General features: G+C 63.0%; 16 protein-coding genes. 8 read left to right on the top strand and 8 right to left on the bottom strand.

Features of this window, described 5'->3' with window-relative positions; genetic code table 11:
- Window positions 1–47: 47 nt before the first annotated feature.
- The 3 genes from HMPREF9695_RS23650 (at window position 48) to HMPREF9695_RS23640 (ending at window position 2,606) form a co-directional block, all read left to right on the top strand.
- On the top strand, window positions 48–1,304 hold the full coding sequence (locus tag HMPREF9695_RS23650; RefSeq protein WP_006023444.1) for an adenylate/guanylate cyclase domain-containing protein: 1,257 nt from the start codon (window positions 48–50) through the stop codon (window positions 1,302–1,304).
- A 71-nt stretch (window positions 1,305–1,375) separates the two neighbouring features.
- The gene (locus HMPREF9695_RS23645) at window positions 1,376–1,708 is read left to right on the top strand and encodes a c-type cytochrome (protein WP_006023443.1); all 333 of its coding nucleotides are present in this window, start codon (window positions 1,376–1,378) and stop codon (window positions 1,706–1,708) included.
- A gap of 79 nt (window positions 1,709–1,787) precedes the next feature.
- Entirely contained in the window at window positions 1,788–2,606 is an 819-nt protein-coding gene (locus tag HMPREF9695_RS23640) for an FkbM family methyltransferase (protein WP_041713434.1), read from the top strand.
- 100 nt (window positions 2,607–2,706) lie between these two features.
- Here HMPREF9695_RS23640 and HMPREF9695_RS23635 read toward each other — a convergent pair whose 3' ends face one another.
- Window positions 2,707–3,084, bottom strand: coding sequence for an MAPEG family protein (locus tag HMPREF9695_RS23635; protein ID WP_006023441.1), 378 nt, complete (start codon window positions 3,082–3,084; stop codon window positions 2,707–2,709).
- Between the two features lie 158 nt (window positions 3,085–3,242).
- Here HMPREF9695_RS23635 and HMPREF9695_RS23630 point away from each other — a divergent pair, with 158 nt between their 5' ends.
- The 3 genes from HMPREF9695_RS23630 to HMPREF9695_RS26045 all read left to right on the top strand — a co-directional run bounded on the left by HMPREF9695_RS23630 (window position 3,243) and on the right by HMPREF9695_RS26045 (window position 6,151).
- Window positions 3,243–3,722 (top strand): pyridoxamine 5'-phosphate oxidase family protein, encoded by a 480-nt coding sequence (locus HMPREF9695_RS23630; protein WP_006023440.1) that lies wholly within the window; start codon window positions 3,243–3,245, stop codon window positions 3,720–3,722.
- Complete coding sequence (locus tag HMPREF9695_RS23625) at window positions 3,719–3,931, top strand: hypothetical protein (protein ID WP_006023439.1); 213 nt, start codon at window positions 3,719–3,721, stop codon at window positions 3,929–3,931. Before HMPREF9695_RS23630 ends, HMPREF9695_RS23625 begins: the two co-directional genes overlap by 4 nt.
- Window positions 3,932–4,180: 249 nt before the next feature.
- The gene (locus tag HMPREF9695_RS26045; protein ID WP_083875220.1) at window positions 4,181–6,151 is read left to right on the top strand and encodes an OmpA family protein; all 1,971 of its coding nucleotides are present in this window, start codon (window positions 4,181–4,183) and stop codon (window positions 6,149–6,151) included.
- Window positions 6,152–6,214: 63 nt separating this feature from the next.
- Here the strand turns inward: HMPREF9695_RS26045 and HMPREF9695_RS23610 are convergent, their stop codons facing one another.
- From HMPREF9695_RS23610 to HMPREF9695_RS23595, 3 genes are all read right to left on the bottom strand, one after another.
- Window positions 6,215–7,972 carry an alkaline phosphatase gene (locus tag HMPREF9695_RS23610; RefSeq protein WP_006023436.1) on the bottom strand — a complete coding sequence of 586 codons (1,758 nt, stop codon included), beginning with the start codon at window positions 7,970–7,972 and terminating at the stop codon, window positions 6,215–6,217.
- A 139-nt stretch (window positions 7,973–8,111) separates the two neighbouring features.
- Window positions 8,112–9,449, bottom strand: a complete 1,338-nt coding sequence (argG, locus tag HMPREF9695_RS23605) for an argininosuccinate synthase (protein WP_006023435.1) — start codon at window positions 9,447–9,449, stop codon at window positions 8,112–8,114.
- A gap of 256 nt (window positions 9,450–9,705) precedes the next feature.
- Window positions 9,706–10,530 carry a phosphatase PAP2 family protein gene (locus HMPREF9695_RS23595; RefSeq protein WP_006023434.1) on the bottom strand — a complete coding sequence of 275 codons (825 nt, stop codon included), beginning with the start codon at window positions 10,528–10,530 and terminating at the stop codon, window positions 9,706–9,708.
- Window positions 10,531–10,664: 134 nt separating this feature from the next.
- Here HMPREF9695_RS23595 and HMPREF9695_RS23590 point away from each other — a divergent pair, with 134 nt between their 5' ends.
- Window positions 10,665–11,264 carry a 2-hydroxychromene-2-carboxylate isomerase gene (locus HMPREF9695_RS23590; RefSeq protein WP_006023433.1) on the top strand — a complete coding sequence of 200 codons (600 nt, stop codon included), beginning with the start codon at window positions 10,665–10,667 and terminating at the stop codon, window positions 11,262–11,264.
- Between the two features lie 99 nt (window positions 11,265–11,363).
- On the opposite strand, the gene HMPREF9695_RS23585 is transcribed toward HMPREF9695_RS23590, so the two are convergent.
- From HMPREF9695_RS23585 to HMPREF9695_RS23570, 4 genes are all read right to left on the bottom strand, one after another.
- Entirely contained in the window at window positions 11,364–11,834 is a 471-nt protein-coding gene (locus tag HMPREF9695_RS23585) for a hypothetical protein (RefSeq protein ID WP_006023432.1), read from the bottom strand.
- Between the two features lie 9 nt (window positions 11,835–11,843).
- Window positions 11,844–12,248: a hypothetical protein gene (locus HMPREF9695_RS23580; protein ID WP_006023431.1), complete on the bottom strand. Its 405-nt coding sequence runs from the start codon at window positions 12,246–12,248 to the stop codon at window positions 11,844–11,846.
- Window positions 12,249–12,253: 5 nt separating this feature from the next.
- A complete protein-coding gene (gene rlmN / locus HMPREF9695_RS23575) occupies window positions 12,254–13,468 on the bottom strand; it encodes a dual-specificity RNA methyltransferase RlmN (protein WP_006023430.1) in 1,215 nt (404 codons plus the stop codon).
- Window positions 13,469–13,592: 124 nt separating this feature from the next.
- Complete coding sequence (locus HMPREF9695_RS23570; protein WP_085947417.1) at window positions 13,593–14,207, bottom strand: invasion associated locus B family protein; 615 nt, start codon at window positions 14,205–14,207, stop codon at window positions 13,593–13,595.
- 328 nt (window positions 14,208–14,535) lie between these two features.
- On the opposite strand from HMPREF9695_RS23570, the gene HMPREF9695_RS23565 reads away from it, so the two are divergent.
- Window positions 14,536–15,510: an NADPH:quinone oxidoreductase family protein gene (locus HMPREF9695_RS23565; protein WP_006023428.1), complete on the top strand. Its 975-nt coding sequence runs from the start codon at window positions 14,536–14,538 to the stop codon at window positions 15,508–15,510.
- Window positions 15,511–15,597 lie beyond the last annotated feature (87 nt).

The raw sequence follows: 15,597 nt of genomic DNA, 5'->3' as shown, positions 1-15,597 counted from the left end.
GCCGGATACTGCCTTGAAACAACGCCAATCCCGCGCGATGAATCCGTATGGACGTATCGTCACGGCTCGAAATCATGAACTGGCTGACCGGCGCGGGTCTCGCCGGCGTTGCTGAAACAGACCTCGTCCGCGGCTTCTGCGAGCGCAGCAGGGCCGCCGGACTGGAGCTGTCGCGCGGCATCGTGTTCATCGACACCCTCCATCCGGTTTTTGAAGGCCGGGGCTTTCGCTGGAGCGACGTCGAATCGAACGAGAGCGATCTGTTCGAATACCAGTCGACCAGCGAGGGCGAAGCTGCCGAGAACTGGCGGCGCTCGCCGTTCTACACCATGCTTCAGAACGGCCAGAACGAGCTCTGCATCGACGACAATGACGAGCATTTCAGGATGACGACGAAGCTTGTTGGCGACGGCCACAAGCACTTCGCGACGTTCATTCACCGGTTCGGCGATGCCGGAATCATCGGCGAAATGGACTGCGTCTATTCGCTCTGGTGCATGCGCCGCGAGAACGGGTTCGATGAGGACGCGCTTGGCGCGATGCGCGATCTCGTGCCGCTGCTCGGGCTGGCGGTGAAGTCGGCCGCGCATGCCCGCATCGCCCGCACCATCGGACATGTCTATCTCGGCCGCGATGCCGCCGAGCGTGTGCTGAGCGGGCGCATTTCCCGCGGCGTCGCCGACCGCATCAACGCGGTGCTGTGGTTTTCGGACCTGCGAGGCTCGACCCGCATCGGCGAAGGGATGGACCCCGCCGAGTTCATTCCGTTTCTCAACGACTATGCCGACGCCGCAATCGGCGCGATCCATGACGAGGGCGGCGACGTTCTCAAACTGATCGGCGACGGCGTGCTGGCGATCTTCAATGAGGACGACATGGGCGCGGCGCGGCGCGCGGCATTGCGTGCGGAGAACCAGTTCAGAAAGAACATTCAGGTCCTCAACAAGCGGCGCGCGTCCGAAAACAGGCCGGTGACCTCGGCCTATGTCGGCCTGCATGTCGGCGAGGTGTTCTACGGCAACATCGGCAGCGAAGAGCGGCTCGACTTCACCGTGGTCGGTCCCGCAGTCAACGAGGTCAGCCGCATCGCCTCGATGTGCCGCTCCGTCGAACGGGAACTGCTGGTGTCCTCGGCTTTTTTTGACGGCCTCGACGCGCCCGGCAACGGACACTTCGTCTCGACCGGACGCTATGCGCTGCGCGGCATCGGACGGGCTCAGGAATTGTACACCATCGACCCCGGAATCAGGGCCGATGGACAGGCGGCCAGCCGGTTCGAGCGGTATCTGCAGGATCGCGGATAGAATTTTTGATCCGGCGCTTCTCGGTTGATGCAGGTCAACGCATTCTCGCCGAGATGCGGCACCATGGGTGCATGCCTGTCTCCCTGATTTTGGGCTTTGCCCTGTTCACTCTTGCGATGGCGAGTTCGGCCGTGAACCCGGCAAAGGCGATCTCGGCCGCCGAACTGCGCGGGCGGACCTACGCGCAAACCAACTGCGCACGCTGTCATTCGATCGACCGCCATTCGCCCAGTCCGCTGGCCATCGCGCCGCCGTTCCGGACACTGCACACGAAGTATCCGCTCGACACGCTGGCCGAGGCGCTCGCCGAAGGCATCGATACCGGCCACCCCACCATGCCGATGTTTACCCTCGAGCCCGATCAGATCAACGATCTGATGTCGTTCCTGAAAAGCCTGGAATAGCGGCCGCATGCCCGGATGGCCCCGATCATCGCCCCGCGCCGGCCTTGAAACGGCGGAGCAGGTGCGCGATGACAGGCCCATGAACAGCACATCCCGCGACGATCAAAAGCCTTTCGGCACCTATGCTCCCAATGCCCTGCAGCGCGCGGTGATCGCCGCCGCACACGGCTCCGGCCTCAAGCGCGGCGCATTCCGGCCCTGGCTGTCGCGCCTCGTGCATCTGTGCGGCTCAGGCCCAATCGATGCGACCTATCAGGGCGCATCGTTCCGGCTGCATCATCTGGCGAGCGGCACCGAACGCGGCGCGCTGTTCAACCCGGACTACAATCTGCCGGAGCTGGATTTTCTGCGCGAGCACGCGCCACCGGGCGGCACCTTCGTCGATGTCGGCGCCAATGTCGGCACCTATGCGGTATCGCTGGCAAAGCATGTCGGCGAGCGCGGCCGCGTCATCGCCATCGAGCCGCATCCGGTGTCAAACGCTCGTCTTGCCTTCAATGCCGCCGCCTCGAAGCTGACAAACCTCACGCTGGTCAAGGCCGCTGCGGGTGACACCGAAGGCGAGCTGATGATCGAGACCGACGGCGACAATCTCGGTGCCAGTCACATCTCCACCACCGGCGGCATCAAGGTGCCCGCGCATCGTCTGCTGACGATCCTGCGCGACGCCGGCGTCACGCATGTCGACGCGCTCAAGATCGACGTGGAAGGCTATGAAGACCGTGTGCTGACGCCGTTCTTCCGCGAGGCGCCCGAGTCGCTCTGGCCGCGCGCGGTCGCCATCGAACATCTCGAGCACAAGGACTGGCTGCACGACTGCATCAAGGACATGACCGGCCTCGGCTATGGCATCGCCGGCAAGACGCGCAGCAATACGCTGCTGGTGCGGAAGCAATAGCCACAATCACATCTCATTGCGAGGAGCGCTTGCGGCGAAGCAATCCCGTTACTGCTGTTTCAAAGCACGGATGGCTTCGCTTCGCTCGCAATGACGAAGCCTATTTGAACGCGGGCAACACGAGGATCGCGACACTGACCGCCATCGCGACGGCGAATACCATCGAGCGCGCGGTCGGCTTGTTGAAGATGTACAGCAGCGCGTGTGCGATCCGCAGCACGATATAGAGCACCGCGAGCACATTCACGGTATAGACCGGCGCGCCCATGGTCAGCGCAATCACCACCGAGACCGCGAAGAACGGAAACGTTTCGAGCGCATTCTGATGCGCGGCATAGGCCCGCCGCTTCTTCGGCGGCAGATTGTCGTAGTCCTCGCGCGGATAGCGGTTGTCGCTCTCGACCCCGAACCTGGCGTATTTGCCCAGCGCATACGGCATCAGCGCGGCGATCAGAATGCACCAATAGGCGAGCGGCATCGAAAGTCCCCCGAATATCTGTTCCCTCTATCTCCGTGGCTTCACCGCTCGCTGTCAATACGCGGGAACCCGCTGTCTTCGCATTGTCCGCAACGGAACATAGCTTTGCTCCGTTCGTTGCCTCCGCTGAACAGCTTGCGAGTCAGGGAGTTTCAGGAATGGCAGCGACAGACGACACGGCCCGCGTATGGGATCTTGCGGAGAAAATTTCGGTTGCCATGCTGGCGACATGGGACGGCAGAAACCCGCATGCGCGTCCGATGAGCGCGCATATCGCGCGCGACGAGAACGCGTTCTATTTTCTGGCGGACAAACGTCACCACAAGGACGAGGACATCAGGAAATTCCCGACCGTGTGCCTCGCCTTCGCCGACGCCAGCGACCACAAGTATGTATCCATTTCAGGTGAAGCTTCGGTCTCCAGCGATCGCGCCAAGATCAAGGAGTTATGGAGCGCGTGGGCGAAAGCGTGGTGGGACTCCCCTGACGATCCGAATGTCTGCGTGCTGAAAGTCGTCCCGACGGAGGCCGAATACTGGGATACGCCCGGCAAGGTGATCAGTTCGATCAAGATGGCGGTCGCCGCCGCGACAGGCAGCCGTCCCGACATCGGCGAAAACCGCAAGGTCGCAATGTGACAAAACGATTGTCTCAGATCCCCGGCGAGCCGCAGGAGATTCCGCCCGCGACGCCGGGGATGCCCACCGAGCCGCCGGTGGAAAGTCCGCCCGGCAATCCGCGCCCCGAAGTCCCGCCGCCGATGCATGATCCGGTCGAGCCGGATGCACCGCGCGAGCTTCCTCCCGACGCGCCGGATGAGGCGCCGGTGAAAACGCCGCAGCGATGATCTGCGGCACAGCTTGTGGTGCAGCGCAACTGTGCTTGGCAGATCCGCATTTTGCAGCGATAGATTCGAAGCGTATCTTAACGTCCATTCATTCTCGGCGAGCTGATTCGCCGTGCGATGTGAAATAGTTCCAAGCGTTCTGGCTTCGCCACATTACCGCCTAATCACTCATCACTGTTCGTTACTCACTTCGTTGCGACGGGCGGCAGCTTCATCGCTGCTTCACTTTCTTCACACCCCAGAGGCCTCATGAAGAACATTCGACTCATTCTGATGACGACAACAGCGATCGCTGCGATTCAGCTTTCGCACATCCCGGCTCATGCCGAGACGTCGTCGATCGTCATCGCACAAGCCGCACCCGCGCCGACCGATCCGAACGCACCGAAGGCTCCGCCGAAGGCAGCTCCGCCCGCACCTCCGAAGGCTGCACCGGCACCGCCGCCTGCCCCGCCGAGGGCTGCACCGCCTCCACCACCCGCTCCGCCGCGAGCCGCTCCTCCTCCGCCGCCGGCACCGCCGCGCGCTGCGCCTCCGCCGCCGCCCGCTCCGCCGAAGGCAGCTCCGCCTCCACCACCCGCACCTCCGAAAGCAGCTCCACCACCGCCGCCGCCTCCGGCTGCACCCAAGGCTGCGCCTCCACCGCCACCGGCTGCTGCGCCCAAGGCACCTCCGCCACCGCCGCCTGCTCCACCAGCAGCAGCTCCGAAGGCCGCTCCGACACCACCGCCTGCACCGGCAGCTCCTCCCGCTGCACGCCCGGCAACACCTCCGCCGCCAGCTCCAGGCGCCGCACCTGCGCCGTCGGGCGGAGCAACACCGCCGGCCGGTGCGCCATCGGCCGCGCCCGCGCAACAGCGTCCACCGGGTGCGCCTCCGGTCGCGCCTGGCGTGCGTGATGTGACACCACCGCGTCCTGACGGCGCGCGTCCGCCTGCACCAAATGGCGCTGCGCCGACGCCTGCGACCCCGCCGGCTGCAACGACTCCTCCGGCTCCAGGAGCGACGCCTCCGACAACTCCGGGTGCAACGCCTCCTGCGACGCCGGGAGCAGCGCCCGGTGCGACACCACCGCCAGCGCCGGGACAACCGGGCTTCGGTGATCGCCGCGGCCAGCGTCAGGGCCCGCCTCCGGGTCTTCCCCCCGGCACGCCCGCAGCACCGGCGACGGCTCCCGTTGCCGCGCCGCTGCCGCCTGCGCCCGCGGTTCAGGCCACGCCGATTCCGGTCCAGCAGCCCGGCACACGTCCGGTCGGACGGATGGATGATTTCCGCAGCCAGCGTCAGCAGTCCACCGAAGGCGGACGCACAATCATCCGCGAACCGGGACGCGTCATCGTTCAGGATCCGAACGGACAGTCCTTCGTCCGTCACAACGACGTCGATCGTTTCCGCTACGGCGCGCGCGACGTTCGTGTGACCCGTGACGGCAGGGATACGCGCACCGTTGTCGTTCGTCCTGACGGCACGCAGATCATCACCGTCAACGATGAACGCGGCGGCCTGCTCCGGCGTATCCGCCGCGACCCGCGTGGCCGCGAGGTGATCATCATCGACAACCGGCGCGGACCCGGCTTCGGTGCTGGCCTCGCCGCCGGTGTGGTTGCCGGCGCCATCGGCGGCTACTTCGTGTCGCTGCCGCCGCCGGTCCTTCGCATTCCGGAGAACCGCTACATCGTCGAGGCAGAAGACGCATCGCCCGAACTGATCTACGACACCATGATCGCTCCCCCGGTCGAGCGGATCGAGCGGCCGTATTCGCTCGATGAAATCCGCTACAGCCCGTCGGTGCGTCAGCGCATGCCGAGCATCGATGTCGACAGCATCAACTTCGAGACCGGGTCGTGGGAGATTCCCCCGGATCAGGTTGGAAAGCTGCAGGCCATCGCCGACGGCATCAACCGTGCGATCCAGCGCAATCCGCAGACGGTGTTCCTGATCGAAGGACATACCGACGCGGTCGGAAGCGATGTCGACAACCTGTCGCTGTCGGATCGCCGCGCTGAATCGGCGGCCACACTGCTCACCCAGCAGTTCAACGTGCCTGCGGAAAATCTCACATCGCAGGGCTACGGCGAGCAGTACCTGAAGGTGCCGACGGACGGACCGGAGCGGCGCAACCGCCGCGTCACCATCCGCAACATCACGCCGCTGCTCAACGGCGGCCAGGCCTCGCTGCCGGCACCGCCGGCGGGCACCGCGCCGCCGCGCCCGCGCTGAGTCGAATGATCTGAAAAAAACGGCCGGGAGATTTTCCCGGCCGTTTTTGTTTGTGGTGCATGCTTACTGTTTCGGTTGCCCAAGCCCCAGCGCATCCGCAATCACGCGGAACACCTCGGTGTTGTCCATCGAGCCGCGCACCCGATCGCTGCCCGGACCCGTCGCTGTGAGAATGACGTCCTCGCCGGAGTGAACGCTGGCGCCCATCATCGCCGGAAGATTACCGAGGCGCAGCATCGCGCCGGGCAACTCCTTGTGCTTCTCGTTGGCCTTGAATGTATTGGCTTCGTCGCCTTTCACGGTCGGCTCGTTGGGATGATCGAGCTTCGGGCGCAACGTCTCGTAGTGATCGGGCAGGCTGGCGGAGAAGATCGCCAGACGCCGGCTGACATCGATCCGCGCCGGATAACCCTCCGCGTCCGGCGCGGGATAGTTCGGGAAGCCCGCCTTGTCGTAGACGCCGACCCGCTCGCGCAGCGGCGCGTTCGGCAGCGTGGACATGTCGTCGTTGATGGTGCCGACCAGCGCATTGGGATGATTGTGGTCGGCAACCACGAGGATCAGCGTGTCGTCGCCGCGCTTCGCCGACCACTCGCGTGCAAGCCGCACCGCATTGTCGAGCATGATCGTGTCGTAGACCGCGCGATCGAAATCGAGCGCGTGGGCATACTTGTCGATCAGCCCGGACTCCACCATCAGGAAGAAGCCGTTGCCGTTCTTTGACAGGACATCGAGCGCGGCCTGCATCTGCTGCGTCAGGTCGGGCTGGTCCGGCGATTTCGCAACGCCGCCGCCCTTGAGGAATTTGCGATCCAGCACGCCGTCCATGTTGCCCAGCGCAAACAGGCCGAGCAGCTTGCGCGTATCGGCCTTGTTCGCCGACGCGGCGAGTTCGGTGGCGGTCGCCGCATAGACGTAGCCGGCCTCCTTAAATTTCGCGACATAGTCGGTCTCGTCCGCGCGCTTCGAACCCGGCGCGCCCTTCGGCAGGAAATTCGCGAGCCCGCCGCCCATCAGCACGTCAGGACCTGCCGCAAAGAACTGTTCGACAATGTCGTTATAGGTGTTGCGGCGGCGCGTGTGCGCGACCATCGCAGCGGGGGTCGCATCCTCGACTTCGGTGTTGGTGACGATGCCGATGCCCAGATCGAGCTTGCGCCGCACGAGGCTGGTGATGGTTTCCACACGCGGATCGTCGAACGGATTCGCGGTCCGGTCGGCATAGACACCCATAGCATTGACCACCGCCTTGTGACCGGTGGCGAATGCGCTGGCCGCATTGGCCGAGTCGGTGATGATCGAGTCCGAGCCTGCCGTCGCCACCAGCGCCATCTGCGGCATGTCGTCCATGGCGAGCTTGCCGAGGCTCTTGCCCTGCGCGATGCCCTTCGCCAGCAGCCGTGCAGCCACGCGATGCGCCGGCGACAGACCGTCGCCGATAAAGAGGATCACGTTCTTCGCCTTGCGTGCGCCGGTGCCGAACACATTCCAGGTCACGGTGCGGGAATTGACGCCATCGCTCGCAACCACGGTGTACGCACCAGGCGTATCCAGCGTTGTGCCGCGCAGCACAAGCGCCGACTGGTCCTTGTTGTCTTCGCGCTCGATAAAATCGGGCGAAGCCTTGAGCGCCGCTGCCGCATCCTGACCGTTGATGGTGACGCGCACCTTGTCCTGATCCACTTTCGCGGCGAACTCCACCTTCAGATCGAACCGCGCACCCGACAGGATGTCCGCGCGGTCGATCGGATAGATCGTTTGCGCAATTGCGCCGGTGTTGCAGGCCACTGCGGCGACAGCCGCGATAATCAGATGTCTCATAACGATGTCCACGTAAGGGTCGGGCGCGCGAGCGCGGAAATTATGAGCGCAAGATGACGGCTTGACTACAGGGTGCGGCAAAATGAAAAGGCGGACCGAACGGCCCGCCCTCGCAAAATTCATGCAGATGAGCTGCGTCTCAGCTCTTGTCGCTGTCGAGCTTCGGAATATTCGAGCCCTCGCCGGCCGAGAGCAGACCGGTCCTGGTGTAGAGATCGAGCTTGCGGCGCGTGTCGGAAATATCGAGGTTGCGCATGGTCAACTGGCCGATGCGGTCGCCCGGCGTGAACGCCGCATCCTCGACCTTCTCCATGCTGAGCCGTTCCGGCGCATAGGTCAGATTGGGACTCTCGGTATTGAGGATGGAGTAGTCGTTGCCGCGGCGCAGTTCGAGCGTCACCTCGCCGGTGATCGCGCGCGCCACCCAGCGCTGCGCGGTTTCGCGCAGCATCAGGGCCTGCGAATCGAACCAGCGCCCCTGATACAGCAGCCGGCCAAGCCGCATGCCGCTGATCCGGTATTGCTCGATGGTGTCTTCGTTGTGGATGCCGGTGACGAGACGCTCATAGGCGATGTGGAGCAGCGCCATGCCCGGCGCCTCGTAGATGCCGCGGCTCTTCGCCTCGATGATGCGGTTCTCGATCTGGTCGCTCATGCCGAGACCATGACGCCCGCCGATGGCATTGGCCTCATAGAACAGCGCGACAGCGTCGGTGAACGTCTTGCCGTTCAGCGCCACGGGCTGGCCTTCCACGAAGCGCACCGAAACCTTCTCGGCCTTGACGGCGCAGTCGTCGCGCCAGAACGGAACGCCCATGATCGGATTGACGATTGCGATGCCGCTGTCGAGATGTTCGAGATCCTTGGCCTCGTGCGTCGCACCGAGGAGATTGCTGTCGGTCGAGTACGCCTTCTCCGCGCTCATCTTGTAGGCGAAGCCGTGCGCCGTCATGAACGCCGACATTTCCGCCCGCCCGCCCAGTTCGTCGATGAACTGCTGGTCGAGCCATGGCTTGTAGATCTTGAGGTCCGGATTGGTCAGCAGTCCGTAGCGGTAGAACCGCTCGATATCGTTGCCCTTGTAGGTCGAGCCGTCGCCCCAGATGTTGACGCCGTCTTCCTTCATCGCGGAGACGAGCATCGTGCCGGTGACGGCACGGCCGAGCGGCGTGGTGTTGAAATACGCGATGCCGCCGGTCGAGACGTGGAACGCGCCCGATTGAATCGCGGCGATGCCTTCGTGAACCAGTTGCGTGCGGCAATCGACGAGGCGCGCTTTCTCGGCGCCGAACTCCATCGCCTTGCGCGGGATCTCGTCGTAGTCGGCCTCGTCCGGCTGGCCCAGATTGGCGGTGTAGGCGAAGACGCGCGCGCCCTTCTGCTTCATCCAGAGCAGCGCAGCGCTGGTATCGAGCCCGCCGGAGAAAGCGATGCCGACATTTTCCCCCTTGGGAAGGTTTTTCAGAATCGTACTCATGGGAATTCCCTTCGGGAGATTTCATTAGGGCGGTTTGGATGCACGGCTGGCAAGCCTCACCAGACCGGCTTTCTATAGAAAGATTGGCGGACGATGGGAAGATGAGGCACAGGGCCTCAACAAACACAATCGTCATCACCGGGCTTGACCTGGTGATCCATCAAAACGTGAACTTATTCAAAAAGATGGATTGCCCGGTCAAGCCCGGCAATGACACTCAGGCAGCATCATGCGCTGACCGGCCTCGGACGCTCCGCTAGGGCTGCGGAACGGACGCAGCGTTCGCGGACGCGTCCGCACCCGGCCTGATGCGCGGGGTCTCGCCGACATCGCGGCCGAGGTGCTTCTGCCGCCAGCGATAGCCCGGCCATGCGAAGCGCGTCAGCCAGGCGTCGATGCCGTAGTCGGTCAGCCGCGTCGACGGCCAGCGGTAGATGAAGGCATAAGCCAGCCAGATCACGATGAACGACACAGTGCCGGAGAACAGCACGTCGGTTAGAAAGTGGCCGCCGAAGGACATGCGAAGACCGCCGGTGAACACACCGAACGCAGTGGCCGCGACATAGGCCAGCGGACGCCACTGCGGCGGCGTCAGCGCGGCGGGCGCATAGGTCCAGAATGCAGTCGCGCCCTCGCCGGAGAAGAACGAGCAGTTCTTCGGGCATGCGCCGCGCGGGTCCCACCACGCCTTGAATTCAAGCGGCCCGTTGAACTCCGTCACCACCACCGGACGCGGACGGCCCCAGTAGCCCTTGAACACGATGTTCGACAGCACGATCGCCGAGAGCAACATCGTAACGATCAGAAACACCATGGCGCGGCCGGAGATCATCAGCGGCTTCACCGGACGGATCAGCTTGACGATCAGCGACACCAGCGCGGGCATCACCAGACCCCACGCAATCCACATCGCGCCGTCGCGGGCGATCGCGGCCCACGTGCTGGATTTCAGCGGAAAGCTTTTGGTCGTCGCGTCGTAGAAGAATGCGGCAACTTTCAGATCGAGTTCGGGATAGAGGCCGAACAGCAATCCGAAAACCACCGAGATCGCGAGCGCGATGTAGAGTCCGGTCCGGTTCATGGCGGGGGTTTAGCCGAGCCGGCAGGGGAATAAAAGTGGCCACACGCCGCATTCCGGCGGCCTCCCCCGATCCGTGTTAAGCTTTAAAACAGCACTGCAAAAACATGCCTTCAAAGCGGGAGCCTCCCAGGACCATGCCCAAGCCCGTTCTGGATTTCTGGTTCGATTTCGCCTCGGTCTATTCGTTCCTGTCCGCGACACGCATTGCGCCGCTGGCCGATGCCGCAGGTGTTCAGGTGCGGTGGCGGCCGTTTCTGCTCGGGCCGATTTTCGCGACTCAAGGCATGACGGATTCCCCGTTCAATCTGTTTCCGTTGCGCGGCAAGCACATGATCCGCGACGTGAAGCGCAGCGCGGAGGAGATCGGCGTCGGCTTTCAGTGGCCGAGTGTATTTCCGCAATCGGCGGTGCTGGCGAGCCGCGTCGCACTGGTGGGATTGAAAGACACGTGGGGCGAGGATTTCAGCCGCGCGGTGTTTCACGCCGAATACGCCGAGAACCGCGTCATCTCCGAGCCAACCGTGATCGCCGACATCCTGACAAAAATCAAAGTGCCGGTGGATGCGACCTTCGCCAGCGCGCAGGCCGACGAGATCAAGACGGAGCTGCGCGAGCTGACGGCGGAAGCCCAGAGGCGCGAGTTCTTCGGTGCGCCGACATTCACCACGCAGGACGGTGAACTGTTCTGGGGCAACGATCGCCTCGAGCAGGCGCTGCGCTGGGCGAAGAAATAATTCCCGTCATTGCGAGCGAGGCGAAGCAATCCAGCTTCGGTATCAGTAAGATTGGATTGCTTCGTCGCTGCGCTCCTCGCAATGACGAACGAATCCGGCTTACCGCGGCAGGGGCGGCAACGGTGGCGGAGCCGGCGGCGACGTGCGCCACGCACCGGCATTGCGGCCAGCGATCATCCAGTAGATCACGCCGCCGAGAATCCCCGCGCCGACCATCACTTCGAGATGCCGGCGGATGATGCCGTTGAAGGTCATGTTCACGGTGTCGAACGGGATGAAGGCAAGATAGCAGCACAGGCCCGCGAGGCCGCCTGCGACAGCGTAGGCAAGAATGTGCCGGATCGAAAACGCTTCGGTGACCAGCGCCATGATCAGGGCCGGCATCAGCGCGAACCCGCTGACAAGGATGAAGCCGAATCCGAGAATGAGATTGATCGCGCCCTGATCGAAATCGAGCGATACGTCGCTCATCTCCGGAAAGAAGATCGCGTAGATCACCACCGCGCCCGCCACGAAACACGCAGCGAGAAATCCGAAGAAAATTGCGAACAGACGTCCGATCACTGCCATGGGGAGCGATCAATAACCGTATGGAACGGAGTTACGGCCTGCAACCAACCAGTAAACATAACCTGCTACTGCTCCTGAGGCTGGATAGATCAACAAATTGATTACATCCCAACCGACAACAACTCCTAAGCATAACAAAGCTACACCAACGCCAATTGATATGTAAGCCACCGAAGAGCGCAATCCTGCAAGCTCCGCGCTTATCGCAACAATCAGGCCGGGGATAATGGTAAAGAGCAACACGAACGGAGTGAGACCAAGCGTCGCTGGCAAAATGAACAGAAGCACTTTCGAACTGGTCTTCGGCTCAACAAGCATGATCATGACAAAATGAAAAATAGCGATCGCAAGAGACGCGGCGAATAATGCGCAGACATAGGCCAGAAGAATACGGCCAAGCCTGTACGCTCTCACGACATTCAATCCGTCATTGCCATGGCGCGCAGCGCCTGACGTTCGCGTGCGGACAGTTTCTCGGTCTCGGACTTGAGCTGTCCGCAGGCGGCGAGGATGTCGCGGCCGCGCGGGGTGCGCACCGGCGACGAATAGCCCGCGTTGAAAACATACTCGGAGAATTTTTCGATCTGCTCCCAGTCCGAGCATTCATACCTGGTGCCCGGCCACGGATTGAACGGAATGAGATTGATCTTGGCCGGAATGCCTTTCAGCAATTTCACCAGCAGCTTGGCGTCATCCAGCGAATCGTTGACGCCCTTCAGCATCACATACTCGAACGTGATGCGGCGCGAGTTGGATGAGCCGGGATAGGCACGGCAGGCGTCCAGCAGTTCCTTGATCGGATACTTCTTGTTCAGCGGCACCAGTTCGTTGCGCAGTTCGTCGCGCACCGCATGCAGCGAAATCGCGAGCATGACGCCGATCTCGTCGCCGGTGCGCGCGATGTTCGGCACCACGCCCGAGGTCGACAGCGTGATGCGGCGGCGGGAAATGCCGATGCCTTCGTTGTCGGAGACGATCAGCAGCGCATCGCGCACGGCGTCGAAATTGTACAGCGGCTCACCCATGCCCATCATCACCACGTTGGTGACGAGGCGGTTGCCGTTCGGCGTCTCACGGTCGATCCAGTCATTGAGGCGATCGCGCGCCACCATGACCTGTCCGACGATCTCGCCGGCGGTGAGATTGCGCACCAGACGCTGGGTGCCGGTGTGACAGAACGAACAGTTGAGCGTGCAGCCGACCTGCGAGGAGACGCAAAGCGTGCCGCGATCGGTTTCGGGAATGTAGACGCACTCGACTTCGTGCGGACGCTCGGAGGCGTGACCGCTCGGCAAACGCAGCAGCCACTTGCGGGTGCCGTCGTTGGAGATCTGTTCGGCGACGACTTCAGGCCGGTCGACGGTGAAATGCTGCTCAAGCTCCGCGCGCATATCCTTCGACACGTTGGTCATGTCGGCGAAGCTTTGCGCGCCGCGCACATACATCCAGTGCCAGAGCTGCTGCACGCGCATCTTGCGCTGCTTTTCCGCCACCCCGATCTCGCCGAGACGCTGCGCCAGTTCCTCGCGCGACAGCCCCACCAGCGAGGGCTTCGCGGGCGGCACGTAGGTTTCCAGCGCGGTTTTTTCGAGGACGCCTGATTCCTGAATGCTTGGCGCTTCGGTCATGGTCATATCGATACGTGTCTCGGGGAAATGGCCGCGGCACGGGGCCGCTTGCACCGGAACCCGCGGTCCCGTGACCCGCTATATAGAGGCAATACCGGCCAATTGCGACCGTCTTTGCGGTATGCCGGGGCTACCGCCGGCACTCCTGCGCCAGCTTGTCCAGCGCCTGGGCCAACCCCTTGAGCGGGAACGTGTCGATGGTTTCGGTGCCCTTGGCGGAGACACCCTTGACGACGGCGTCCGCGCCCTTGCGCAGGGCGTCCACCAGCCGGTCTTCCTCGGCCGCATTCTTGATCCAGAGCCCGTCGCCCTGAGAGTACATCGCAAAGCGCGAGCCGCCGACTTCGACCGAACCTTCGGAGCCCGGCTTCAGCGTATAGCCGATCATGATCGACACTTCGTTCGACACCTTCTCGGCAGGGCGGGTCGAGATGAATGCGTAGGACGCATCGCGCGGACGGTTCGGCGGATTGGTTTTCGACGACGATGGCTTGGCAAGCGCGAAGCACACTTTCTTGCCGTTCGGTGTCGCGGTGTAGGCGCCCCAGGTGCCGAACTGGCCGATCAGCGACGGCTCGGCATTTCCGGCGGCGGGTGCGGGTTTTGCGGGCGCGGCGCTCTTCGGTGCAGCTTTCGCAGGTGCAGCCGCTTTCGGCGCGGGCTTGGCGGCTTTGGGTTGCGGAGTTTGGGCGGATGCAAAATTTGCAAAGCCGACAACCGGCAGTGCCGCCACCAGAATTACCATCGCTCGCTGCAAGGACATCACCAAAACTGGTTCCTTCAATATTGTGACTGCAAGATGGCTCGCACTTCCGCGGGGACGTGCAATAGACCCCAAACGGCTTGTTGGAAAGTTAACCCGCCACCGCTGCGCTTTGCCGCATCCGCCCTGAGCCTCCCGGCCACAGACCGGGATGGCGGCGGACCGCGGTGTCTTTCCGAAAGCCCAGTGTTTCAAACATAGTTACATCCCGCAAGCATCATCGCCAGTCCGCAATTGCGATTGTAGCGCCGTGCCAAATCCGGCAAGAAGTCGAGCCATATCCCGTCCTACGAACTCTTCAGGTGTCTCGATGAAAGCCATTCTCTGTTCGGAATACTGCGGCCCCGACGATCTCGTCCTGAGCGATATTCCCGATCCGGTTGCGGGTCCCGGCGAAGTCGTGATCGCGATCAAGGCAGCGGCGCTGAATTTCTTCGACCTGCTGATGATTCAGGGCAAGTACCAGATCAAGCCGCCGTTTCCGTTTTCTCCAGCAGCGGAAATCGCCGGCGTGGTCGAGAGCGTCGGCGCGGGCGTCACCGATCTCAAGGCCGGCGATCGTATCGCTGCGTCGTGCGGACATAACGGCGCGCGCCAGAAGATCGCTTTGCCGGCAAGCGCCTGCGTGAAGATTCCGGACAACCTCGACTTCGACCGCGCCGCGGGCGTCATCGTGATCTACGGCACCGCGCTTCATGCGCTGGAAGACCGTGCAGATCCAAAGCCCGGCGAAACCCTTGTGGTGTTCGGCGCCGCCGGCGGCGTCGGCCTTGCGGCCTGCGAACTCGGCAAGGTGCTGGGCCTGAAGGTGATCGCCTGCGCCTCAAGCGACGAGAAACTTGAGTTCACGAAAAAGCACGGCGCCGACCTCACCATCAACTACGCCAAGGAAGACCTGAAGGAAGCGCTCAAGCGGATCGGCGGCGAGAAGGGCATCGACATCGTGTTCGATCCGGTCGGCGGCAGCTATGCCGAAATCGGCGTGCGCTCGCTCGGCTGGAAGGGCCGCTTCCTGGTGATCGGTTTCGCCGCCGGTGACATTCCGAAGATTCCGCTCAATCTTGCGCTGCTCAAGGGCTGCGACATTCGCGGCGTGTTCTGGGGCGCGCACATGAAGCGCGAGCCGAAGCAGGGCCGCGCCGCGCTTGAGAAGCTGATGACGTGGGCGGCCGAGGGCAAGATTTCATCCCACGTCGACAGCACCTTCCCGCTGGAGAAGACCACCGAGGCGCTCAAGGTGCTTGCCGAGCGCAAGGCCATGGGCAAGGTGATTTTGCATCCGTAGGTTCAACGCAAAGACGTGTCATGCGCGGTCTTGACCCGCGCATCCATCATTCTTCTTGAAAATTTTCAAAGGATGGATTGCCGGGTC

This window comes from Afipia broomeae ATCC 49717 (assembly GCF_000314675.2).
GTDB classification, from domain to species: domain Bacteria; phylum Pseudomonadota; class Alphaproteobacteria; order Rhizobiales; family Xanthobacteraceae; genus Afipia; species Afipia broomeae.
Note: the sequence above shows the minus strand (reverse complement) of the source record. Positions and strands in the feature narration are given on the sequence as shown.